21 protein-coding genes are annotated in these 22,329 nt (G+C 72.3%); 12 read left to right on the top strand and 9 right to left on the bottom strand.

Annotated features, from left to right (window positions below):
* The first annotated feature begins 49 nt into the window (after positions 1-49).
* The 4 genes from QI633_RS17835 to QI633_RS17820 are packed head-to-tail and all read left to right on the top strand — an operon-like array spanning position 50 to position 3,382.
* The gene (locus tag QI633_RS17835) at positions 50-982 is read left to right on the top strand and encodes an SDR family oxidoreductase (protein WP_282426560.1); all 933 of its coding nucleotides are present in this window, start codon (positions 50-52) and stop codon (positions 980-982) included.
* Complete coding sequence (locus QI633_RS17830) at positions 979-1,431, top strand: MaoC family dehydratase N-terminal domain-containing protein (protein ID WP_282426559.1); 453 nt, start codon at positions 979-981, stop codon at positions 1,429-1,431. The genes QI633_RS17835 and QI633_RS17830 overlap by 4 nt, the downstream gene beginning before the upstream one ends.
* A complete protein-coding gene (locus tag QI633_RS17825; protein ID WP_282426558.1) occupies positions 1,428-1,853 on the top strand; it encodes a MaoC/PaaZ C-terminal domain-containing protein in 426 nt (141 codons plus the stop codon). The genes QI633_RS17830 and QI633_RS17825 overlap by 4 nt, the downstream gene beginning before the upstream one ends.
* Positions 1,844-3,382, top strand: coding sequence for a long-chain-fatty-acid--CoA ligase (locus QI633_RS17820; RefSeq protein ID WP_282426557.1), 1,539 nt, complete (start codon positions 1,844-1,846; stop codon positions 3,380-3,382). The genes QI633_RS17825 and QI633_RS17820 overlap by 10 nt, the downstream gene beginning before the upstream one ends.
* A 58-nt stretch (positions 3,383-3,440) precedes the next feature.
* Here QI633_RS17820 and QI633_RS17815 read toward each other — a convergent pair whose 3' ends face one another.
* The 3 genes from QI633_RS17815 to QI633_RS17805 all read right to left on the bottom strand — a co-directional run bounded on the left by QI633_RS17815 (position 3,441) and on the right by QI633_RS17805 (position 7,042).
* Positions 3,441-4,469 carry an LLM class F420-dependent oxidoreductase gene (locus QI633_RS17815; protein WP_282426556.1) on the bottom strand — a complete coding sequence of 343 codons (1,029 nt, stop codon included), beginning with the start codon at positions 4,467-4,469 and terminating at the stop codon, positions 3,441-3,443.
* A 52-nt stretch (positions 4,470-4,521) separates the two neighbouring features.
* On the bottom strand, positions 4,522-5,412 hold the full coding sequence (locus QI633_RS17810) for a PaaX family transcriptional regulator C-terminal domain-containing protein (RefSeq protein WP_282426555.1): 891 nt from the start codon (positions 5,410-5,412) through the stop codon (positions 4,522-4,524).
* A 67-nt stretch (positions 5,413-5,479) separates the two neighbouring features.
* Positions 5,480-7,042 carry a carboxylesterase family protein gene (locus QI633_RS17805; RefSeq protein WP_282426554.1) on the bottom strand — a complete coding sequence of 521 codons (1,563 nt, stop codon included), beginning with the start codon at positions 7,040-7,042 and terminating at the stop codon, positions 5,480-5,482.
* Between the two features lie 141 nt (positions 7,043-7,183).
* Between QI633_RS17805 and QI633_RS17800 the strand changes: the two genes are divergently transcribed.
* Complete coding sequence (locus tag QI633_RS17800; protein ID WP_282426553.1) at positions 7,184-7,714, top strand: cupin domain-containing protein; 531 nt, start codon at positions 7,184-7,186, stop codon at positions 7,712-7,714.
* A gap of 62 nt (positions 7,715-7,776) precedes the next feature.
* Here QI633_RS17800 and QI633_RS17795 read toward each other — a convergent pair whose 3' ends face one another.
* Entirely contained in the window at positions 7,777-8,211 is a 435-nt protein-coding gene (locus tag QI633_RS17795) for a nuclear transport factor 2 family protein (RefSeq protein ID WP_282426552.1), read from the bottom strand.
* A 198-nt stretch (positions 8,212-8,409) separates the two neighbouring features.
* On the opposite strand from QI633_RS17795, the gene QI633_RS17790 reads away from it, so the two are divergent.
* The 5 genes from QI633_RS17790 to QI633_RS17770 all read left to right on the top strand — a co-directional run bounded on the left by QI633_RS17790 (position 8,410) and on the right by QI633_RS17770 (position 15,013).
* Entirely contained in the window at positions 8,410-9,585 is a 1,176-nt protein-coding gene (locus QI633_RS17790; RefSeq protein WP_282426551.1) for an acyl-CoA dehydrogenase family protein, read from the top strand.
* Between the two features lie 286 nt (positions 9,586-9,871).
* Entirely contained in the window at positions 9,872-11,119 is a 1,248-nt protein-coding gene (locus tag QI633_RS17785) for an ABC transporter substrate-binding protein (protein WP_282426550.1), read from the top strand.
* Between the two features lie 47 nt (positions 11,120-11,166).
* Entirely contained in the window at positions 11,167-14,028 is a 2,862-nt protein-coding gene (locus tag QI633_RS17780; protein WP_282426549.1) for an ATP-binding cassette domain-containing protein, read from the top strand.
* Positions 14,025-14,768: an ABC transporter ATP-binding protein gene (locus tag QI633_RS17775; RefSeq protein ID WP_282426548.1), complete on the top strand. Its 744-nt coding sequence runs from the start codon at positions 14,025-14,027 to the stop codon at positions 14,766-14,768. Before QI633_RS17780 ends, QI633_RS17775 begins: the two co-directional genes overlap by 4 nt.
* Positions 14,769-14,788: 20 nt before the next feature.
* Positions 14,789-15,013 carry a hypothetical protein gene (locus tag QI633_RS17770; protein ID WP_282426547.1) on the top strand — a complete coding sequence of 75 codons (225 nt, stop codon included), beginning with the start codon at positions 14,789-14,791 and terminating at the stop codon, positions 15,011-15,013.
* 31 nt (positions 15,014-15,044) lie between these two features.
* Here the strand turns inward: QI633_RS17770 and QI633_RS17765 are convergent, their stop codons facing one another.
* Genes QI633_RS17765 through QI633_RS17745 form a run of 5 tightly spaced genes read right to left on the bottom strand, consistent with a single transcriptional unit; the run spans position 15,045 to position 20,988 of the window.
* On the bottom strand, positions 15,045-15,827 hold the full coding sequence (locus tag QI633_RS17765) for an SDR family NAD(P)-dependent oxidoreductase (protein WP_282426546.1): 783 nt from the start codon (positions 15,825-15,827) through the stop codon (positions 15,045-15,047).
* Entirely contained in the window at positions 15,827-16,660 is an 834-nt protein-coding gene (locus QI633_RS17760; protein WP_282426545.1) for a 3-hydroxyacyl-CoA dehydrogenase family protein, read from the bottom strand. Before QI633_RS17760 ends, QI633_RS17765 begins: the two co-directional genes overlap by 1 nt.
* On the bottom strand, positions 16,641-17,549 hold the full coding sequence (locus QI633_RS17755; RefSeq protein ID WP_282426544.1) for an NmrA family NAD(P)-binding protein: 909 nt from the start codon (positions 17,547-17,549) through the stop codon (positions 16,641-16,643). Before QI633_RS17755 ends, QI633_RS17760 begins: the two co-directional genes overlap by 20 nt.
* Positions 17,546-18,373: a fumarylacetoacetate hydrolase family protein gene (locus tag QI633_RS17750; protein WP_282426543.1), complete on the bottom strand. Its 828-nt coding sequence runs from the start codon at positions 18,371-18,373 to the stop codon at positions 17,546-17,548. Before QI633_RS17750 ends, QI633_RS17755 begins: the two co-directional genes overlap by 4 nt.
* Positions 18,370-20,988 (bottom strand): CoA transferase, encoded by a 2,619-nt coding sequence (locus QI633_RS17745; protein ID WP_282426542.1) that lies wholly within the window; start codon positions 20,986-20,988, stop codon positions 18,370-18,372. Before QI633_RS17745 ends, QI633_RS17750 begins: the two co-directional genes overlap by 4 nt.
* A gap of 184 nt (positions 20,989-21,172) precedes the next feature.
* On the opposite strand from QI633_RS17745, the gene QI633_RS17740 reads away from it, so the two are divergent.
* Positions 21,173-21,886 carry a GntR family transcriptional regulator gene (locus QI633_RS17740; RefSeq protein WP_282426541.1) on the top strand — a complete coding sequence of 238 codons (714 nt, stop codon included), beginning with the start codon at positions 21,173-21,175 and terminating at the stop codon, positions 21,884-21,886.
* The gene (locus QI633_RS17735) at positions 21,886-22,296 is read left to right on the top strand and encodes an OB-fold domain-containing protein (RefSeq protein WP_282426540.1); all 411 of its coding nucleotides are present in this window, start codon (positions 21,886-21,888) and stop codon (positions 22,294-22,296) included. The genes QI633_RS17740 and QI633_RS17735 overlap by 1 nt, the downstream gene beginning before the upstream one ends.
* Positions 22,297-22,329: the final 33 nt, after the last annotated feature.

The raw sequence follows: 22,329 nt of genomic DNA, 5'->3' as shown, positions 1-22,329 counted from the left end.
AACTGTGGCCCGTACGGCCCGCCCGACCTCGACCTCCAGGAGTCAGCACATGACCGATCTCGCCGGACAGACCGCCATCGTGACGGGAGGCGGGCGCGGCCTCGGCCGGGAGCACGCCCTGCTCCTCGCCGCCCGGGGGGCCCAGGTCGTCGTCAACGACAACGGCGCCGGACCGGACGGCAGCACGGACGCCGCGACGCCCGCGGACGAGGTCGTCGCGGAGATCCGCGCGGCGGGCGGCTCGGCCGTGGCGCACGTCGGCAGCGTCTCGGACTGGGACGCGGCGAAGCGGATGATCGACCTCGCGGTCGGGACCTTCGGCGGTCTGGACATCCTGGTCAACAACGCCGGCATCCTGCGCGACCGCACCATCGTGAACATGTCCGAGGCTGAGTGGGACTCGGTCATGGACGTGCACCTCAAGGGCCACTTCTGCCCGCTGCGCCACGCGGCGGCGTACTGGCGCGAGCGGTCCAAGGCCGGCCACGAGGTGCGTGCCTCGGTCATCAACACCTCGTCGCCCTCGGGCCTGCGCGGCAATCCCGGGCAGGTGAACTACGCGACGGCCAAGGGCGGCATCGCGATCATGACGCTGGTCGCTGCCCGCGAGCTCGAGCGGTACGGCGTGCGGGTCAACGCGATCGCCCCGGTGGCGCGCACGCGGCTGACCATGGCCGCGCCCGGCTTCTCTGACGTCGTGAGCGAGGAGGCCGGCGGCTTCGACCAGTGGGCGCCCGAGAACATCTCGCCCCTCGTCGCCTACCTCGCCTCGCCGGCGTGCCACCTCTCCGGTCAGGTGTTCTCGGTCGTGGGGGGGCACGTGGGCCTCCAGCAGAGCTGGGTCGAGGCGGAGCCCTTCGACCTCGACCGGGCGTGGACGGCCGAGGAGCTGGCGACGGCGCTGGCGCACGTGCCGGCCGGCCCGCCGCCGTTCGTGTCGTCGATCCAGGCGCAGCGGGCCCGTACCGGCGCGACCTCGTGACTCGTCGGGAAGCGGTGCTCGCCACCGTCCTGCCCTCCTTCACCATCACGCCCGAACGAGGTCAGCTGGTGTTCTTCGCCGAGGTCACCGGCGATCGCGACCCGCTCCATGTCGACCTGCAGGCAGCGCGGGCAGCCGGGCTGCCGGACCTGCTGGTGCCGCCGACCTTCTTGTTCAGCCTCGAGCTCAAGCGCCCGGAGCCCTACCGTGTCCTCGAGGCCGTCGGTGCGGAGCTTTCGCAGGCTCTGCACGGTGAGCAGCGCTTCACCTACCACCGGCCGGTCCATGCCGGGGAGGAGCTCGAGCTCGCGCCCCGCATCGTCGACTACTACGAGAAGAAGGACGGCGCCATGAGGTTCGTGGTGCGGCGCACCGAGGTGCGCCGGGACGGCGACCTGGTGGCCGAGCTGGAGAACATCCTGATCCTGCGCGCCGGGAGGGCGGCATGACAGCGACCCGGGAGCTGCCCGCGATCCGGGTGGGGGACCGGCTGCCCGTCGTGCGGCCTCCGGAGATCAGCCGCGCGATGCTCGCGCTCTTCGCGGGTGCCTCCAACGACCACAACCCGATCCACATCGACCTCGACGCCGCGCGGGACGCCGGCCGGCCCGACGTGTTCGCGCAGGGGATGCTCTCGATGGCGTTCGTCGCGCGCAGTCTCACCGCGTGGGTGCCGCAGCACCGGATCCGCAGTCTCGGCGCGCGCTTCCTGGCCATCACGCCGGTCCACGCGCAGGTGGAGGTCGTGGGCGAGGTGACGGCGCTGGTCGACGGGGTGGCGACCGTCGAGCTGAGCGTCCGGCTCGCCGACGGCACCGTGACGATCTCGGCGACGGCGCAGGTGGACACCGAGGACTCGTCGTGTACCTGACCCAGGGACTGCACCGCTCGGTGCAGCAGAGTCCCGACGACGTCGCACTGGTCACCCCGGACGGCCCCCGCACCTTCGGCGAGCTCGTCGACCGGGTGGCGCGGCTGGCGGCCGCCCTGCGGGGCCTCGGTCTCGCCCAGGGCGAGCGGGTCGGCATCCTCGCCGAGAACTGCCCGGCCTCGGTCGAGACCGTGCTCGCCGTCCCGTGGGCCGGACTGGTCCTCAGCCCGGTCAACACGCGCTGGAGCGCGCGTGAGATCGACCACCAGATCCGCGACGCGGGGATGAGGGTCCTCCTGGTCGCCCGCGACCTGGTCGAGGGCCTCCGCGACGCGGATCACCCCGGTCTGCGGCTGGTCGTGATCGACGAGCCGGGCGCGACCGCGGCCGAGGTCCCGGTCGGTGCGCTGCGCTACGAGGACCTCGTGGCCGCGGCCGCGCCGATGGCGGACACCCGCGGAGCCGAGGAGCTCGCGGCGCTGGTCTACACCGGCGGCACCACCGGGCGGCCCAAGGGCGTGATGCTCACCCACGCGCAGATCGCGACGTCCTCGCTCGGCGTCATCGCCACCCTGGGCGACCCGCGCCCCCACCGCTTCCTGCATGCCGGCCCGCTCTACCACCTCGCCGCCCTGGGCGCGCTCTACACGCAGGTCGCCCTCGGGTCCACCCATTCGGTGATCGGGCGGGCCACGGTCGAGGAGATCGCGGAGCGGATCCGGACCGACGAGGTGACGGCGACGACCCTGGTGCCGACCGTCGTCCAGCGGCTGATGGAGCATCTCGACGAGACCGGACTGCGGCTCCCGAGCCTGCGGATGCTGGGCTACGGCGGCTCCTCGATCGGCGAGAGCACGCTCCGCGCTGCCCGGCGGCTGCTGCCGGAGGCCGCCCTGAGCCAGCGCTATGGCATGACCGAGCTGGGCCCGATCGCGGCGATCCTGACGCCCGAGGACCACGCAGAGGAGAGTCGCGCCGACCTCCTGCGCTCCGCAGGCCGGGCAGCCCTGCATGTCGAGATCCGGATCGCGGGTCCCGACGACGCGACGCTCGCGCCCGGGGAGGTCGGCGAGGTGCTGGTCCGGGGCGGCAACGTGATGGCGGGCTACTGGGGGATGCCCGAGGAGACGGAGCACGCGCTGCGCGGCGGCTGGATGCACACCGGCGACGTCGGCTACCTCGACGCCGACGGCTACCTGTTCGTCGTCGACCGGCTCAAGGACATGATCGTGAGCGGCGGCGAGAACGTCTACAGCACCGAGGTCGAGAAGGTGGTGGCCGGCCACCCGTCGGTGCGGGCGTGCGCGGTGATCGGGGTCGCCGACGCCACCTGGGGCGAGCGCGTGCATGCGGTCGTCGTCCTGGCCGACGGCGCGATGCTGGAGCCGGCCGAGCTGCGCGAGTACGTCGCCGGTCGGATCGCCCGCTACAAGGCGCCGCGGTCGATGTCGGTGCTCGCCGAGCTTCCGGTGTCCGCGGTCGGCAAGGTGCTCAAGCGCGACCTGCGCCGCGACGTCGAGGCGACCTGAGCGACGAGGGGGGTGCGGCGCAGCGCGCCGCACCCCCCTCGTCGGCTCGCTGACGGCCTCAGGCCAGCAGCTCCGCCATGGTCCGCAGTGCGGAGCGGTCCCCCGCGGCGGCGACCACCATGGTGGTCAGCAGGGACCCGGTCCAGGCGGGCAGCTCCTCGGCGATCTTCGCCTTCGGGCCGACCAGGGCGACCTTCTCGACCAGCTCCAGCGGGATCGCGGCCGACGCGGCATCCTTCTCGCCGGCCAGGAAAAGGTCCTGGACCCGGGCGCAGACCTCGCCGTAGCCCATCCGCTCGAAGACCGCGGCGTGGAAGTTCGCTCCCCGGGCGCCCATCCCCCCGATGTAGAGCGCCAGCCGAGGGCGCAGCCGGTCGGCGGCCGCCTCGACGTCGTCGTCGACGATCACGCTGACCGGACCGACCACCTCGAAGCGGCTCGCCTTGTCCTCCTCGCCGGAGAGCGCGAAGCCGGCCTCGAGGCTCTCGCGGTACGCCGTGTCGGCATAGGGGGAGTAGAACAGCGGCAGCCAGCCGTCGGCGACCTCGGCGGCCAGGGCGACGTTCTTGGGCCCTTCGGCCGCCAGCAGGATCGGGATGTCCGCACGCACCGGCTCGATGTTGGTGCGCAGCGCCTTGCCGAGCCCGGTCCCGCCGGGGTGCGGCAGTTGGTAGTGGCGGCCCTGGTGGGAGACGACCTCGCGGCGGGTCGCCTGGCGCACGATCTCGACGTACTCGCGGGTCCGCTCGAGCGGACGGGGGAACGGCGCGCCGTACCAGCCCTCGACGACCTGGGGTCCGGAGGCGCCCAGGCCGAGGACGAACCGGCCGCCGGTGAGGTGGTCCATCGTCATCGCGGCCATCGCGGTCGCGGTGGGCGTGCGGGCCGCCATCTGGAGGATCGCGGTGCCGAGCCTCAGGCGGCTGGTGCGGCTGCCCATCCAGGCGAGGGGGGTCAGCGCGTCGGACCCCCAGGCCTCGCCGGTCCACACCGAGTCGAAGCCCAGAGCCTCGGCCTCCTCGATCAGCTCCTGCTGTCCCTCGGGTTGCCGTGCGACCCAGTAGTTCAGTCCCAGTCCCAGCTTCATGGTCCGAACCTAGTGCGTCCGGAGGCAAAATCGAATGTGATTCAAATAATGGTCAGAGGTGCCCGAAGGCGAACTCCTCGGCGTCGGCGCGCAGGTGCCGGTCCAGGCGTCGGAACAGCTCCTCGGCGACCGAGCCTGCCCACGGGTCGGGCAGCAGGGCGAGGGGCAGGCCCGGGTCGAGGTAGGGCAGCCGCCGCCACGTGGTGAGCATCGGGACGTAGGCCGCGAAGGCCTGCTCCGCGGTGAGGTCGCCGAGGTGCTCGGCGAGGGTGCCGAAGCGCTCGACGAAGACGTCGTACATCCCGGTCAGGGCGTCGAGGTCCCACCACGAGGCGACCTTGTCCCGCGGGTCGCCGAACGCGAGATAGTCGGCGCGGAAGACGTCGACGAACTCGGTCACGCCCAGCCGGCGCAGGGTGCCCCGGACCTCCGCGTCGACGTGCCCGGGGGCGATCCACATGCCCGGACTCACGGTGCCGAAGCCCAGCCGGATCAGTGCGGTGCGGATCTGGTGACGTCGCTCGCGCCGGCTCTCGGGCACCGAGAACCCGACCACGATCCAGCTGTCCTCGGCGCGGGCGCGCGGCCTGCCGTAGACATGGTTGTCGCCATCGGCGAGGATCCGGACGCTGCTGGCTGACAGCTCGTAGCCGGCCTGGCCCTCCACCTTGCGGCTGGTCAGGTAGCCGCGTCTCTTCATCCGCGAGATCGCCGAGCGGGTCAGGGGCTCCTGGATCCCGAGGGCCGTGGCCAGCCGCACGATCGCCGCCGACGACAGCCAGGTGTCGCGATGGCGGGCCGAGAACAGGCCGAAGACCGAGAAGATGAGCTGCTGCGGCGGGACCTCGGCGCCGATGTCCGCCGCGGTGCCGCTGGTCGCCGACGCCTCGGCGACCGCCGCGCCGATCGTGCTCTCGTCGTCGGGTGTCGACGATCGACTCATGTCGTGGGTACTCCCTCTTCGTGCTGCTGGTGCGCGGTGACGGGCGCTCCCGCAGGTTAGCCGTTGGTCACGATGCCGGCATCGCGGACGCGAGCAGGTCGCGCTCGACCCGTCCCAGTCCCGCGGCCACGGCCGGTCCATCGGTGTCGAGGAGCGCGACCGTCTCGTCGCGCGACCAGTCCGGCCACGCGGGCTCGACGTCGGTCGCCGCCGGTCGCCCGGACCGCACGAACGACCCGACCGCGCCCATCAGGCGGCCGGCGAGGGGCTCGAGCGCCGTCCTGTCGCCCGGTCCGAGCATCGCGGCGTCCGGCCACGCGTCGAGCGAGCCGAAGGTGAACGGCAGGTCGACGCAGTGGCAGGCGCCGGCAGGGGAGCGCGACCAGTCGAACCGGTAGAGGAAGACAGGCGCGCCGGCCTCGACCCGGCTCCGGGCGAGATCGAGCGCGGGCGCCATCATCACGGCGTCGCCCGAGATCGCGGCCACGAGCGCGGCAGGGCCGGCGTCCGGCCGCGCCGCGCGGTAGTGACGCAGGAGGTCGCCCGCCCGGTCGCCGAAGCGGGCGGTGAGCGCGCCGAGGGCGACCTCCTCGGTCATCGCTCCCGCCGACGGGTCGAGGGAGACAAAGCCGAGCAGCTCGTCGCGGGTCCAGCCCGCCAGGATCGGCAGGTCGGGCCGCGCGGCGAGGAAGGAGCGGGTCCCGCCCAGCGGTACGTCGCTCGCGGTGGCCACCCCGAACGGCGGGTCGGTGAGCCGGCGGGCGGCGCGACGGCCGAGCAGGTCCACCTGAGCGTCGAGGAGGGCCCGGGTGGGCAGCGAGCGCAGCCCGGCCGCGGTGCGGGCCTCGGCTCCGTGTCGTTCGGCCAGCACGGCCAGGTACTCCTCGGCGACGGCCGAGGCCGCCTCCTCGGACTGCACCCAGCCGTGGGCGCCGCCGCTCTGCAGGAGCAGGCGCCGGACGTGGGGGCCGGTGCGGGGTGAGCCGGCGAGCAGGGCGGCCGACTCGGCGCCGGAGGATTGGCCGCCCAGGGTGATGCGGGCCGGGTCGCCGCCGAAGTCGGCGATGTGGTCGACGACCCACTCCAGGGCGGTCATCTGGTCGAGGAGCCCGTTGTTGGGACTGATGGAGTCGTCGGCCGCGGCGGTGCCGCGCAGGTCGAGGTAACCGAGCGCGCCGAGGCGGTAGCTCGCGGTCACGACCACGACGTCCTGGCTGGCGGCGAGCCGGGCGCCGTCGTACCAGGGCCAGGAAGCGGAGCCGCTGAGCAGCGCCCCGCCGTGCAGCCACAGGAGCACGGGCAGGTCGCGGGCGCCGACCGGTGCCCAGACGTTGAGGGTCAGCGAGCCCGCCTCGTCCTGGGTGCCGCCGGGGTCGCCCATCAGGGCGGCCAGCCGGCTGGGCGGCTGGGGGACCGCGGGCGAGGGCCGGGTCGCGTCGTGGTCGACGAACGGCGCTGTCCGGCCCCGGGGCGCGGCGAAGCGGAGCTCGCCGACCGGCGGCCGGGCGTAGGGCACCCCGAGGTAGGCGTCGACGCCGTCGACCCGGCGCCCGCGCAGGGTGCCGGCGCCGGTCGCGAGGGTGACAGGCAGGGCGGCGGTGGGGGACGACGAGGGTGCGGGGCAAACCATGGCGAGTAATCTAGTTGATCGGTGACGGTCGAAAGAACACTGTTATATCGGACGCGAGATAGGTATCGTGTTTGGACGACCATCGAAAACAAGATGCTATGCCGCGGCGCCGAGGGTGTCGCGCGGATCGACAGGAGCGTCATGACAGATCTTCAGGACGGCTGGCTCCGGCTCGACGACCACGTGTCGGGCGGAGTGGTGGTGCGCGGGCCGGGCGAGGGGGAGATCCCGACCCCGCCCGACGGCGACATGATCAACGTGCTCGTCGACGGCAGCCACACGCGCGGGCTGGTCTCCTTCATGGAGTACCGCGTCGCGCCCAACGGGGAGGGTCCGCCGGCGCACTGGCACCCGGGGCACGACGAGCTCTTCTACGTCGTGCAGGGGGAGCTGGGCATGCTGGGCGACCGGACCCGCAAGGTCTACCAGCCGCGGGACTTCGTCTTCATCCCGCGCGGGGTGATGCACACCTTCTGGAACCCCACGGACGCGGAGACCATCTTCGTGAGCGCGTGGTCGCCGTCGGGCGCCGAGCAGGCGTTCGTCAAGGCCCACGAGCTGCTCCAGCGCTTCCAGGTCTCCGACTTCGAGGGCATCCCGCGCGAGGTGCTCGAGGAGGAGCTGATCCCGCTGGTGGGCACCAACCCGGCTCCGGCGGACTGGGGCAAGTAGCAGTGGCGCGCGCGTCGAGTCGGGGCCCGGGATCCCCGGCTCGACGTGCGAGCCCGCGCCGGTCAGCCGAGGCTGGTGCCGAAGGCCGCCTCGACCGGGCGCAGGTCCATGAACTCCCGGATGCTGACGACCTTGCCCTCCGCGACTCGCATGAGCAGCAGGACGTCGACCTCGAGCCGGCCCCCGTCGTGCAGGGCCAGGTCGTCGTGGTTGCGCACGGCGACCATGCCGCGGGCGTCGTCGGCCATCACCTCGACCGTCGAGGTGGTGGAGCGGGCGTGGTCGATCTTCGCCTGCAGCTTGCCCATGTACTCCTTGTAGACCTCGGCCTTGCCGCGGTAGGTCCGGGCGTAGTCGAGGCCTTCGCCGCCCATCAGCTCCCAGGTGATGTCGTCGGCGAGGACGGCGTCGAAGGCCGCCGGGTCGGCCTCCTCGGCGCCCGAGCCGAGATGGAGGAGGAGCTCGGCGATCTCGTTCGCGCTGCGCTGCTGGGTCATCGGTGGTCCTTTCGAGCCGGAGTGGTGAGCCATGTGTAGCGCACCGATTGCGACCGTCACAAGATCGATATTGGCGAGACTGGCGATCCTGGGCGGCCTCTCATGGCGATGCATCCCTTCCGTCGGCCTATCAAAATCATTACGCTCGTCACAAGAACTGCATATACGTGAACCTGCCGACGTCCTAGGGAGACTCCGATGACCGCTCTTGCCCACCCCCCCGTCCGACGCAAGGGCGATGCCGCCCTGCTGCTGTCCCGAGTCGACGAGATCGCCGACGTGATCGCGGCCGGGACGGCCCATGCCACGGCGCACAGCGAGCTCGCGCCCGAGGTCGTCGACGCCCTGGCGGGCGCCGGGCTGTTCTCGATGCTCACGCCCGCGCGCTTCGGCGGTCTCGGTGTCGACGTGAGCACGGCCAGCCAGGTGATCGCCGCCGTCGCGCGGCATTGCGGCTCCGCGGCCTGGGTGGTGATGATCGTCAACGGCTCGAACTCCTACGTCGGCAGGTTCGGCGAGGCGGCGCAGCAGGCGACCTTCGGTTCCGACGCGGGCGCGCGTTTCGCGCAGGTGCTCGCGCCGGGAGCGGTCATCGAGCCGGTGGCAGGTGGCTACGAGGTCACCGGGCGCTGGGGCTTCGCGTCCGGGGTGCTGCACGACCACTGGGCGATGATCGGCAACGCCGAGCGGCTGGTCATCGTGCCCACTTCGAGCGTCGAGATCGAGCGGACCTGGGACACCATCGGGATGCGTGGCTCGGGGAGCCACACCATCGTGACGGACCGGCTCTTCGTGCCGGAGGAGATGACGGCGCCGTTCGCGAGCGTGATGGGCAACGAGCAGTGCACGGACGCCGCGGCGCCGGTCCACACGCGCTACGCGCCGCTGCCGGCGTCGGCCGTGCTGGTCGGCTCCGTGCTGGTCGGCCTCGGAGAGGCGGCGTGCGCGGCGGTGGCGGCGCAGGCGCGGACCAAGTACGTCGTGATGAGCAAGCGCCCGACGCAGGTCGAGTCGGAGACCTTCCGGCACGCGCTGGGGGAGGCGCGGCTGCGGGTCGAGACCGCCCGGCTGCATGTCGCGGAGACCGCGCGGGCCGTCGACGAGGCGGCGGAGGCGGCTGTGCTGCCTGCGCCGGCCGACCTGAGCCGCCTGGCCGCCAATGTCGCCCACGCGGCGCGGATGGTGACCACGGCGATGGACGACCTGATGTATCTCGGCGGCGCGAGCGCCTTCGCCCACTCCAGCGCGCTCGGCCGGATCTGGCGCGACGCGAACACCGGGGCGCGTCACGGCGTGCTCAACCCGTACGTGAACTACGAGGCGGCCGGAAGCGGCCTGGTCGACGTCGAGGCGGCGCCGCTCTCCCGTGGCTGAGCGGCGCTCGGAAAAATACGAGCAATCTTTGAATTTGCCCTTTCGGTGAGGGGGGACTTCGCCTATGGTGTGGCTCACATCAAGAGTCAAATCACGTTCGAAAAGTTCGGGAACCGGACTTCTGGCACGTGATCGAGCGGGGGCCGTCGCAGTGGCGCGACGGCTCCCCGAACCCAGCGGTCTGCTCGGTGACTGCCCGCGTCCGTCCGCGTCCGATCGCGGACTCCTCAATGTCGCCCGAACCGGATCGCGTGCTCGGCACCGGTCCCCCCTCCAAGGAGCTCTCTTGAACCGTCGCAAGTCCACCTACGGGTTCGCAGCCGTCGCGCTGCTGACCGCCGCGCTGCTCAGCGCCTGCGGCAGCAGCGACAAGGACTCGGACGCCACCGACGTCAGCACCGCGGTCCCGGCCGACGCGAAGTCCGCCGACCCCAGCCTGGCCCCGGTGAAGATCGGGTTCCACAACCTCGAGGGCGGCCAGTTCTCCCTCACCGACATGCGCAAGGGCTTCGAGAGCGCTGTCGACTACGTCAACCGAGAGCTGGGCGGGGTCAACGGACACCCGCTGGAGGCGGTCGTCTGCAAGACCGACGTCACGCCGGAGTCGTCGGTCAACTGCGCCAACAAGTTCGTCTCGGACGACGTCGTGATGGCCGTCCAGGGCGTCGACTTCGCGGGCGACGCCGCCCTCCCGGTGCTGCAGCAGGCCGGGATCGTCGACGTCAGCGCCTTCGCCTACGGCCCGGCCGAGAACGTCGCCGTCGGGGACGCGTTCATCTCGATGGCGTCCAACGAGGAGGGCTACGCGGCCGGACTCGTACAGCTGAAGAACATGGGCGCGAAGTCGATCGCCGTCGTGCTCGCCGACGTGCCGCCCAACCACACCGTGATGGACGAGGTCGTCAAGCCGACCGGCGCCGAGCTCGGCATCGAGATCGAGCCGTTCTTCTACCCCAGCCCGACCGACTGGACGTCCTTCGGCGCGACCGTGCTGGCCTCCAAGGCCGACGCGATCACCTTCTGGGGCGTCGACGCGGACTGTCTCGCGGCGGTCCCGGCGTTCCGCTCACTCGGGTTCACCGGCACGATCCACGCCGGCTCGTGCGCCGTCCTCGCGGACAAGCTCGACCCGTCGAGCCTCAAGGACGTCATCGTGGCCAACTCCCTCTACAACCCCACGATGGACCCGATCCCGGCCGCCTCGAAGGACGACCTGGACGTCTACAAGCGCTACTCCGCAGATGACGACGTGTCCAACCAGAACCAGTCGATCCAGGGCTTCCACACGGCGATGTTCGCCTACAGCCTGCTCGCCCAGGTCAAGGGCGAGGTGACGGCGAGCTCGGTCAAGGCCACCGCGGCGACGGCCACCGGCGACCTGTTCTTCCGCGAGGTGGGCTACGACTGCGCGACCCCGACCTGGCCGGGCACCACCGCCTGCAGCGGTGGGTTCGTGTTCACCGAGGTCAACGCCGCCGGCAAGAACGAGGTCCTGCCCGACCAGCCCGTCGACGTCGCGAGCGCCCTCGACTGACCTGAGCTCGACCATCCGGGGACCATCCGGACCGAGAGGGAACAACTGTGACTGAGTACGTACTCTTCCTCGTCCTCGGCCTGAGTGTCGGCGCCGTCTATGCGGCGCTGACCCTCGGGGTCGTGGTGACGTACCAGGGCGCCGGAGTGATCAACTTCGCGGTCGCCGCGATGGCGACCGTGCCGCTCTACGTCTTCGACGACCTGACCCGAGGGAAGCTCACCCTCCCGATTCCCTGGATGCCGTCCTTCGAGCTGGACCAGCCACCCGCGACCTGGGTCTGCGTGGTGGTCGCCTTGATGGTCGCGGCCGTGATCGGGGCGCTGGTGGAGCTGTGCGTCTCGCGCCCGCTCCGCCACGCTCCGGTCCTGGCCAAGGTCGTCGCCGCCATCGGCGTGATGCTCACCCTGCAGGCCGCGGTAGGCCTGACCTACGGCACCGACGCCCGGGTGCGGACGCCGCTGCTCCCCACCGGGGTCGTCGACATCGGCGGCGCGAGCGTCCCGACCGACCGGATCTGGCTGATCGCCCTCGTGGCCGTGCTGGGGATCGGGCTGGCGACCTGGTCGCGCTTCTCCCGGACCGGGCTGTCGATCCAGGCGGCCGCGGAGAACGAGCGGGCCGCGGCGTTCGCCCGGCTCTCGACCGCCAACCTCGGCATGCTCACCTGGGTCCTCGCCTCGGTCGTCACCGCACTGGTGATGATCATGGCCGGGCCCGCCACGGGCGTGCTGACCCCCGACATCCTGTCCCTGCTGGTGGTCCCGGCGCTGGCGGCGGCACTGATCGCCCGGCTCCGCTCGCTGTGGTGGGGCCTGGTCGGCGCGTTCGGCCTGGGTGTGGCGCAGGCCGAGCTGCAGTTCCTCTCGAGCACCAAGGACTGGTGGCCCGAGTCCGCCCGGCAGAACATCGGCAACGTGGTGCCCTTTGTGGTCATCGTGATCGTGCTGGCGCTCTTCGGCCGGTCGATCCCGAGCCGCGGCGACGAGGTGCTCAGCTCGCTGCCGCCGGTGATCGTGCCCAAGAACCGTCCGATCGTGGTCACGGCGTTCGCCCTCGCCGGCCTGGTCCTGCTGCTCGCGCTGAACGGCTCCTACCGGTTCGGCCTGATCACCAGCCTCGCGATGTCGCTGATCGCGCTGTCGCTCGTGGTGCTGACCGGCATGGTCGGGCAGATCTCGCTGGCCCAGGCGGCCTTCGCGGGGACCGCGGGACTGTTCCTCTCCAAGATCGGGACCGACCTGCCGTTCCCGATCTCGATGTTGGTCGCCGCGGCACTGGCGGCGTGTCTCGGTGTCGTGGTCGGCCTGCCGGCGCTGAGGATCCGGGGCGCCCAGCTCGCCGTGGTGACCCTCGCGGCCGGGCTGACGATCGAGAAGTTCGTGCTGTCCAACCCGGCGATCGCAGACTCGACGGCCAACATCATCCCGTCGCCGTCGTTCCTGGGGATCGACCTGGCCGTCCGCGACGGCCGCGACATCGCGCGGATCGAGTTCGGCATCATGGTGCTGGTCGTCGTGATGATCGCGTTCGTCCTGGTCGGCAACCTGATGCGCTCGGGCTCGGGCCGCAAGATGCTCGCCGTCCGCTCTAACGAGCGGGCCGCGTCGGCTATCGGCATCAACGTCGCCGGCATCAAGCTGACCGCGTTCGCGCTGGCCTCCTTCCTGGCCGGACTGGGCGGGACGCTGATCGGCTACAGCCGCGGACAGCTCAGCCCCGCGTCGTTCGGCGTGTTCGTCGGGCTCTCGCTGCTGGCGATCGCCTACCTGTGCGGCATCACCAGCGTCAGCGGCGCCGCGGTCGCCGGTGCCAGCGCGGTCCTCGGCATCGCCTTCGTGTTCTTCGACGAGCACCTGCATGTCGGCCCCTACTACACGCTGCTGACCGGCATCTCGTTGATCCTGACCGTTCTGCTCAACCCGGTCGGACTGGTCGGCAAGATGCAGTCCGACCTCCGGGCGCTCGGCGCGATGATCCGGCGCCGCCGTGGTCGCGACACCGACCCCACCGGTACGCCGGTCGCCGCCGGAGCTCAGGACACCGAGCCGCGGCCCGCGAACCGCGCGCCGCGGGAGATCGGTGACGTCGTCCTCGACGCCCGCGACGTCAAGGTGGTCTACGGCGGCCTCGTGGCCGTCGACGGCGTCCACCTCTCGGTGCGTGCCGGGGAGATCGTGGGCCTGATCGGGCCCAACGGCGCCGGCAAGACCAGCTTCGTGGACGCGATCACCGGCTTCACGCCGGCGCAGGGCACGGTCACGCTGCGCGACGCCGACGTGGCCGGGCTGAGCCCGCACGCGCGGGCGCGGCGTGGGCTGGTGCGCACGTGGCAGGCCGGCGAGCTCTTCAACGACCTCTCGGTCGAGAGCAACGTGCGGGTCGCCGACGACATCGGCAACGACCTGCTCAAGCTCGGCCGGGACTTCTTCCGGCCCAACGGGCCGACCTCGGACAGCGTGCGCGCGTCGATCGAGCTGATGGGCCTGCAGGACGTGGCCGCACGGACGCCGGCCGAGCTCCCGCTCGGCCGGCAGAAGGCGCTCGGTGTCGCCCGGGCGCTGGCCCTGCAGCCGGCCGCACTGCTGCTCGACGAGCCGGCGGCCGGTCTCGACAGCGTCGAGAGCCTGGCGTTCGGCGAGCAGGTGCGCGACATCGCGGCCAGCGGCGTCGGCTGCCTGCTGATCGACCACGACATGCACCTGGTGATGGGTGTGTGCGACCGCATCTACGTCGTGGAGTTCGGCCAGCTCATCGCCGAGGGCACGCCGGAGGAGGTGCGCCGCGACCCGCGGGTGATCGCGTCCTATCTCGGTGCGGCCGACGGCGACCCCGGCGACGACGCCCCTGCCGACGCGGTGTCGCCCGGTGACCGCCCGCTCGTTCCGACCCAGGGAGTGACCTCTTGACTGCGCTGATCGACGCCCGCGAGCTGCGCTGCGGATACGGCCGGCTGGCCGTGGTCCGCGACGTGGACCTGACCCTCGAAGCGGGGGAGGTGGTGTGTGTGCTCGGCGCCAACGGCGCCGGGAAGAGCACACTGCTGCAGACGCTCGCCGGCGCCCAGGCGGTGCTCGGCGGGACGCTGAGCGTGATGGGGGAGCCGGTCCGCGGCCGGCGGCCTTACCAGGTCGCGCGCCGGGGGGTGAGTGTCGTGCCCGAGGGGCGCGGCCTCTTCTACCGGCTCTCGGTGGCCGACAACCTCCGCCTTCGGCGTCATCGCCGTTCCACGGTCGAGATCCGCGACGTGCTGGACTACTTCCCGGCCCTCAACGGGCTGCTGCGGCGCAAGGCGGGCCTGCTGTCCGGGGGTGAGCAGCAGATGCTCGCCGTCGCCGGAGCGCTCGTCGCGGACCCGCGGCTGATCATGCTCGACGAGATGAGCCTCGGTCTGGCGCCGATCATCGTGGAGCAGCTGCTCCCGATCGTGCGGACCATTGCGGACGAGCGCGGTGTGGGGGTCCTCCTCGTCGAGCAGCACGTCCGGGCCGCGCTGCAGATCGCGGACCGCGGGATCGTGCTGGCCCACGGCGAGGTCGTGGCCCAGGGCACTGCCATCGAGCTGCGCCGCGACGCCGAGCTGCTCGAGGCGAGCTATCTCGGGGACGAGGCCGCGATCGCGGCCGCCGAGGGGAGTGGACTGCTGTGACGACGAGGACGGGAACCGGTGTGACGTGGCTGGCCTTCAAGAGGATCGTCGGCAACGGGCTCGACAACGTCTTCCGCGACATCGCGGTGAGTGGGCTGAGCTGTGGGCCGGGCGGCTACGTGATCGGCGCGTCGGCGCCGATCGCCGAGGTGCAGCGTTCGATGAACGTGCGGGTCGAGGCGCGCCGGGCGATCCGCGACCTCGAGCTGTTCCTGGCGCGGCAGGCTCCCGAACACGACGGCTGAGATCGAGCCCGGAGCGGGCGAGCGGTGCAGGTCACCGCTCGCCCGCTTCGTCGTCGACGGGCACGGTGTAGTTGAGGGCCCGGCGCCCTCCGTCGACGATCAGCACCTGTCCGGTGAGGTACGACGCGTCCTCGCTGGCGAGGAAGGCCACCACGGACGCCAGCTCGTCGGGCTCGGCCAGTCGGCGCAGCGGGATCCGCGAGAGCATCATGGTGCGCAGCTCGGGCTTCTGGGCGAAGAAGTCGGCGACCATCGGGGTCGCGGTGCTGCCCGGGGCCACGGCGTTGACCCGGATCCCCTCGTGGGCGAGCGCGACGGCCATCACCCGGGTCAGCGACTCGACGCCGCCCTTCGCGGAGGCGTAGGCGGCCTGGGTCGCGACGCCGCCGTGGGCGGTCACCGAGCTGATGTTGACGATCGCCCCGCCCTCGCCGCGCTCGACCATGTGCCGCGCGACGGCCTGGCCCAGCAGGAACTGGGAGGTGAGGTTGACCGCCACGACCCGTTCGAACTCCTCCTCGCTCACCTCGAGGAAGGTCGTGTTGTTGGCGATGCCGGCGTTGTTGACCAGGATCTGCACCCCGCCGAGCTCGGCGACGGTCGCCTCGACGGCGGCGCGGACCTCGTCCGCGCGGGACACGTCGACCTCGCGGAAGTCGGCGCGTCCGAGGCGTCGTGCGGTCGCCCGGCCGGCTGCGACCTCGCGGTCGAGGACGACGACGTGCGCGCCCTCCGCCACGAGGCGCTCCGCGATCGCGGCGCCGATCCCGCGCGCGGCGCCGGAGACCATGGCCACCTTGCCGTCCAGTGGCATCAGGGCACCAGGACCGGCCGGGCGGTGCTCGCCCGCAGGGCGCTGCGGCGCAGGGCGGGGGTCGGTCGGGTGGCGCGCGGGCCGTACCACCGCTCCAGGCCCGCGAGCAGGTCGAGGGCGGCGGCCGCGCCGACCTGGTCGAGCCACACGGACGGTGCTGCGGTGCTGCGTGCGCGGTCCCGGAACCGGGCGTCGACCTCGGCCGGGTCCCGTCCGGCTCCGTCGACCAGCTCTGCGGCGGTGTTGAGCACGGTGGCCAGGATCCGGCCGGTGACCAGGCCCGGTGTGTCGGGAACGAGGTGCACCTCCAGCCCGGCGGCCTGCAGCAGGCCCACGGCACTGTCGAGCGCGGCGGGAGAGCAGTCGGGATGTGCCGCGAGCGCGACGCAGCGCGCCGCCCGGTGGTCGGGGAGGAGGTCGAGGACCACCACGTCGGGGCCCCACGTCGTACCGAGCTCGAGCGCGGTGGCGCCGGAGGTCCGGGTGAGGGTGCCGCGGTGAGGCAGCTCGACCACCCCGTGGTGGCGGTGGGAGGCGAGCACGGGGACATCTGCGGCGGCGAGCAGGTCGCGCAGCGCGCCCGCGCCGTGGTCGACGACCTCCAGCGGCGGCCGACAGGCGGGCCACGGGCGCGGTGCCGCGCGGGGCGCGTCGTCGGCGCCCGAGGGGGCCAGCAGCGCCGACGGGCCGAGCGTGAAGCCGGCCGATCCGGTCAGCAGGTCGTCGATCACGTCGAGGTCGTGGCCGGCGGCGACCAGGTCGAGGACCTCGGTCAGGTACGCCGAGGAGACCGGGTCGTCGACGGCGGGGAGCTCAGTCGCGGTAGGTCGCAAGGGCCCACTCCTCGAAGGTGATCGGCCGCAGGCCCAGGGAGCGGGCCTGCTCGGGGCGGGCCGGCGAGCCGACGACGTTGAACCACTCCTGCGCCTCGACGACGGGTTGGGGGATGCCGGCGGCGACCGCCTGCTCGGGCGTCAGGATGTCCGGCACGATCGGCTCCTGCCAGGCGGTGGAGAGGACCGCCGCGATCTCGCCGACGCTCAGCACGTCGCCCGCCAGGTCCAGCTCGATCCCGTGGAAGGTGGCGGGGTCGAGCAGCGCCGCGGCGGCGGCGGCGCCGATGTCCTCCGGCGCGATCAGCGGCACCTCGGTGTCGGCGGCGATCACGGTGACGAGCCGGCCGTCGACGACCGACGAGCGGTCGAACAGCGGGTGATCCATGAAGGTCGGCGGCTTGATGATGGTCCATGCCTCGAAGCCGGCGCCGGCGACCAGGTCCTGGATCGCTGCCTTGGTCTCGAAGTAGTCGCCGGTCGACCAGCGGCCCTCGTCCCAGCCGGGCGCGTTGCGGTGCCAGGCGCCGGCCCCGGAGACCGAGGTGTGCACGAACCGGGTCACGTCGTTGCTCCGGGCCGCCTCGACCAGCTGGGTGCCCTGGGTCAGCTCGGAGGCGAAGTCGATCGCCCCGATCGACAGGTCGAGCGGGGTCTGGATCGAGAAGACGCCGCGGACGCCACGGCTGGCGGCCTCGAGGGAGGCTCGGTCGCGCAGGTCGCCCCGGAACAGCTCGGCGCCGGCCTGCTCCAGCGCGACGGCCCGAGGCGCCGCGGGGTCGCGGACCAGGGCCCGCACGGGGACGCCGGCGGCGAGCAGGGCGCGGGCGGTGCCGCCGCCCTGGCGTCCGGTCGCGCCGGTCACGAGGAAGGGTGCGTCGTTGGTCATCGGTGGCTCCTGCTGGTCTGGTGGGTTGCTGTGGTCACGGCGTTGCGAAGGGTCCCGACGCCCTCGACCTCACACTCGACCACGTCGCCGTCGTCGACAAGGACGATGCCGGGCGTGCCGAGGGTGATCACGTCGCCGGGGTGCAGGGTCAGCACGCGGGACGCGTGGCTGACCACCTCGGCGACGGGGAACTTGAAGTCACGGGTGGTGCCGCGCATCTGCTCGACCCCGTTGACGCGGGTGGTGATGGCCAGGCCGTCGCGGATCGCGGTGTCGTCGATGCCGGTCTCGATCCACGGGCCGAAGGGGGCGAAGCCGTCGAAGCTCTTGGCGAGCACGGCTCCGCTGACCAGCCGGGGCAGCTCGTCGGGCCACGTGCCCGCGGGGTGGATCAGCGCGGGGGAGGTGACGTCGTTCATCACCGTGAAGCCGGCGATGGCGTCCCAGGCCTGCTCCGGGGCAAGACCGGTGGCGCGACGGCCGATGACGACGGCCAGCTCGGCCTCGGCAGCCAGCGGGCCGCCAACGAGCTCGGGCACCACGATCGGGCTGTCGGGGCCGCCGGGCGGGACGCCGAACGCCTTGGCGGCCAGGTACGGCGGATAGTCGACCGGCGGGTCGCCGGGCTTCACGAAGGCGCGCCACATCAACAGGATGGTGCGCGGCTCGCTCGGGCTGAGCAGGGTGACCTCGTCGAGGGTGTAGGTCTTCGCGCGCCGGTGCTCGGCGAACGGGTCGCCGTGGACCGAGACGAACGCCTCGTCCTCGACGAGGCCGGCGGCGATGCTCCCGTCGGGCAGGGCGGCCCGCCCCCAGCGGGTCACAGCGCACCCTCGCTGCGCAGCCGGGCGACGGTGGCGTCATCGAGGCCCAGCAGCTCGGCCAGCACCTGGTCGGTGTCCTGGCCGTAGCTCGGCCCCGACCGGTCCCAGGGCCCGCCGATGTAGGGCGGGGTCGCGGAGAAGGTCGTCGGCAGCTCCTTGACCGGCCAGCGGCCGAGATCGGCCTGCTCCAGCTCGACCATCCAGCCCAGGTGGGCGAGCTGGGGGTCGTGCTCGACGCGGTCCTCGGCGTTCTGGCACACGCCTGCCGGAACGCCTCGCGCCTGCAGCTTCTCCATCAGCGCGAACGGGTCCCACGAACGGGTGGCCTCGCCGATGAGCGCGTCGAGCTCGTCTTGGTGTTCGAGCCGGGCCGCGAGCGTGGCGAAGCGGGGGTCCTGGGCGGCGCGCTCGATGCCGAGCGCCTCGGCCAATGCCTGCCACTGTTCCTCGTCGAAGCTCGACACCGCGATCCAGCGGTCCTCGCCCTCGGCGGGATAGGCGCCGCTCGGTGCCGCGGGCCGGTACGGCGACCGGTTGCCGTAGCGCTCCCAGTGCCGGCCGTTGGCGCTGTGGTCGAGCACCGACGTGCCGGTGAGGTAGAGACCGGTCTCGCCCTGCGAGGCGTCGATGTGGCAGCCGAGCCCGGTGACCTCGCGGCGGTGGAGGGCGGCGAGCATCGCGGTGGCCATGTTGTAGGCGCCGAACCAGTCCAGGTAGGAGTAGCCGATCCCCGCAGGTGGGAAGGGCGCGGGCAGGCCGGACATGTCGCTGATCCCGGAGATCGCCTGGGCGCTCGGGCCGAAGGTGCGGGCCCGGCCGTAGGTGCCGAGCTCGCCGAGACCGCTCTGCTGGACGTAGATGATGTCGCTCTTGAGCTCGCGCAGCCGGTCGTAGCCCAGGCCCATCCGCTTCATGGTCCCCGGCGAGAAGCCCTCGACGACCAGGTCGGCGTCGGCGATCATCCGCTCGAGGATCTCGCGTGACTCGGGGTGCTTGAGGTTGAGGGAGAGCGCGCGCTTGCCGGCGTTGATCTCCATGAAGGAGCCGCTGCGGTTCGGGTCGCCGCTGATCCCGCCGGTGTCGGGCGTGGGCAGCGGGCCGCTCGCCGCATCGCGCTCGGCGCGTCCTCCCGGAGGGCAGGCGCCGAGCGGGCTGAACCTCATCCGGTCCGGGCGGCTGAGGTGCTCGACCTTGATCACGTCGGCGCCCAGCGCGCTCAGGAAGCGACCGGCGCCGGCGCTGGCGAGCATCCAGCTCAGGTCGACGACCCGGACGCCGTCCAGCGCGAACGGCGTGCCGAGGGCGCTGGTGCGGTCGGGGGCCGCCGCGGCCCGGGGGCGGCGCGGCGAGGTCCGGGTCGCGGGACGCGGCGTGGCGAGCCATTCCTGGTCGACGACGCCGTCGTGCTCGCCGACCAGGGGAGGGCGGGGGCCGCGCCGCCACGGCAGTCCCTCGGTGACCCACTTGCCACCGACGTAGGTGAAGGTCCGGTCGAGCTCGGGATGGTGGACGTCGAAGAACGCGCCGCGCTGGAGCCAGTGCTCGTCGGTAGCGTTCTCCTCGGGCCGGCGGATCGGCGTCCAGGGCATGTCGAGCTCCTGGGCCTCGCGCCACAGATCGCGGTCGTACATCAGCCGGCCGACCAGCCGGTCGACCAGGGTGGCCAGGTGGCCGCGCGCCTCGTCGGTGTCGCGGTAGGGCGTCGCGTAGCGGGGGTCGTCGAGGTCCTCGTGCATCCCGTAGCGCCGCAGCAGGGTGACCGTGCTGTCCCACTCGTCGTTCTGGGTGCGGACGTAGGTCCGGTAGGGCAGCAGGTACCGGCCGTCCTTGGTGGCCGACAGGGCGGGGCTGCGGCTGGTGGTGGTCGAGTGCCGGCAGGTCAGCCGGTAGTGGGTCTGGGCCAGGTAGACCCAGTCGGGCACGTCGGTCTCGGTGTTCTGGCTGACGGCCTGGTGCACGCTCGTGGACAGCTGCTGGCCCGTGCCCGTCCCGAGGCGGTGCACGAGGGCGGCGATCACCGCCATCGCCGCCATCTCGCCGGTGATCTGGTAGGCCTGCCACATCTGCGGCGCCACCGGTGGTGTCTCGTAGCGACCGGCCGGGTCCGGGTCGTAGCCGCAGTTCATCATCACCCCGCCCAGGGCCAAGTGGACCAGGTCGCTGCCGAGGTGGTCGGCCCATGGTCCGGTGTCGCCGAACGGGCTGATCCGCGAGGTGATCAGGCCCGGGTTCAGTGCCGACAGCCGGTCGTGCCCGAGGCCGCGCTCGGCGAGGTGGCCGCGGGGCCGGCTGTCGAGCACGACGTCCGCGACCGCGGCCAGGCGGCGCAGCCGGTCCTGGCCCGAGGGCGCGTCGAGGTCGACCGTGATCGAGCGCTTGGCGAAGTTGTAGTGCCAGAAGTAGAGCGAGCGGTCGGGGTGGGGCTCGTCGTCGAGGAAGGGCCCGAAGGACCGGGTCGCGTCGCCGCCGGGCTGCTCGACGCGGACCACGTCGGCGCCCAGCCCGGCGAGCACCTTGCCGCAGTACTCGCCCAGCTCGCCGCCGATCTCGAGCACGCGTACCCCGTCCAGGAATCCGGGCGGAGGGGTCTGGTCGTGGCTCTCGTCGCGCTGCACCGGTGCCTCTTCTCGTCGCCGTGGTGAACCAGACATACGGTACACGATATCTCGGATATTGATCCCACGGAGTTTTCATGGCAGGCTGCGCAACGGTCCCCGACAGGCGCGGGCCGGTCGGCCGAGGCGGCATACGATGTGCCGTACGCCAACTGGCGCACCCGAACAGGAAAGGTCGATCGTGATGAACGCAGCCCCCCCGGCGACGAACGCACTGATCCCGCTCTCCGCGCGCCCCGAGAACCTCACCTCGATGGTCTACTCGCAGATCCGCGACCGGATCATCGATGCCACCTTCCCGCCGGGCAGCTCGGTCAGCGAGGCATCGTTGGCGACGCAGCTCGGGGTGAGCAAGACGCCGGTGCGCGAGGCGCTGCTCCGGCTGCGCCAGGCCGGGCTCGTCGAGCCCACCACCCGCGGCCTGCGTGTGATCGAGCCGTCGGCCAAGATGATCGCCGACGCCTTCGAGCTGCGCGCGGCCCTCGAGGCGACCGCGGGACGCTATGCGGCCGACAGGATCGACGCGACGATCCTCGAGGCGCTCGCGTCGGCGGCCAGCGACTCGCTGGCCGCCGCCCGGGGTCGGCGGGCGAGCGACTTCCACGACGACGACCGGCGCTTCCACACGGTGATCGCCACCGCGGCCGGCAACGACGTGCTGTCGCAGACCATGGACAACAGCTTCGCGCTCACCCAGGCGCTGCGTCAGCGCGACGTCGCGCTCGAGCGCGACTTCGTGACCGATGCCGAGGAGCACGTCGCGATCGCCGAGGCGATCCGGGCGGGCGACGGCGAGCTCGCCGCCCGGCGCTCCTCGGAGCACATCCTGCGGATCATGGGCCAGCTCCTGGGTGCCTTCGGCGCGAGCCACGACGACGAGGATGACAAGGACACCTGATGACCACGACCGAGCACCTGCGCCCGCTGCCCCGCCCGACCCGGCTCTCCGCCCCCTTCTGGGACGGCTGCCGCGAGGGCGAGCTGCGGGCGCAGCAGTGCCGGGACTGCGGCGGGTTCGTGTTCCTCCCGCAGGAGTTCTGCTCGCACTGCCTCGGTCTGGACCTGAGCTGGGTGCCCTGCTCGGGTGAGGGCGAGATCGTCTCGTTCACCGTGATCGGCCGGGCCCAGACGCCCGCCTTCGCGACGCCGTACGTCGTCGCGGTCGTGCGCCTGCGCGAGGGCCACGAGATGCTCACCAACATCATCGACGCGGCGCCGGCGGACGTCACCGTCGGAGCCGCGGTCACCGTGTCCTTCCTTCCGGTGACCGCCGAGACCACCCTGCCCTGCTTCGTCCTGGCGGGATGAGCCCGGGCGCGTCGCGCCCGCCGGAGAACCATC

The sequence above is a fragment of the Nocardioides sp. QY071 genome, from assembly GCF_029961765.1.
Lineage (GTDB): Bacteria > Actinomycetota > Actinomycetes > Propionibacteriales > Nocardioidaceae > Nocardioides.
The sequence above is the reverse complement of the archived record's forward strand: the minus strand, read 5'-3'. Positions and strand labels throughout refer to the sequence as shown.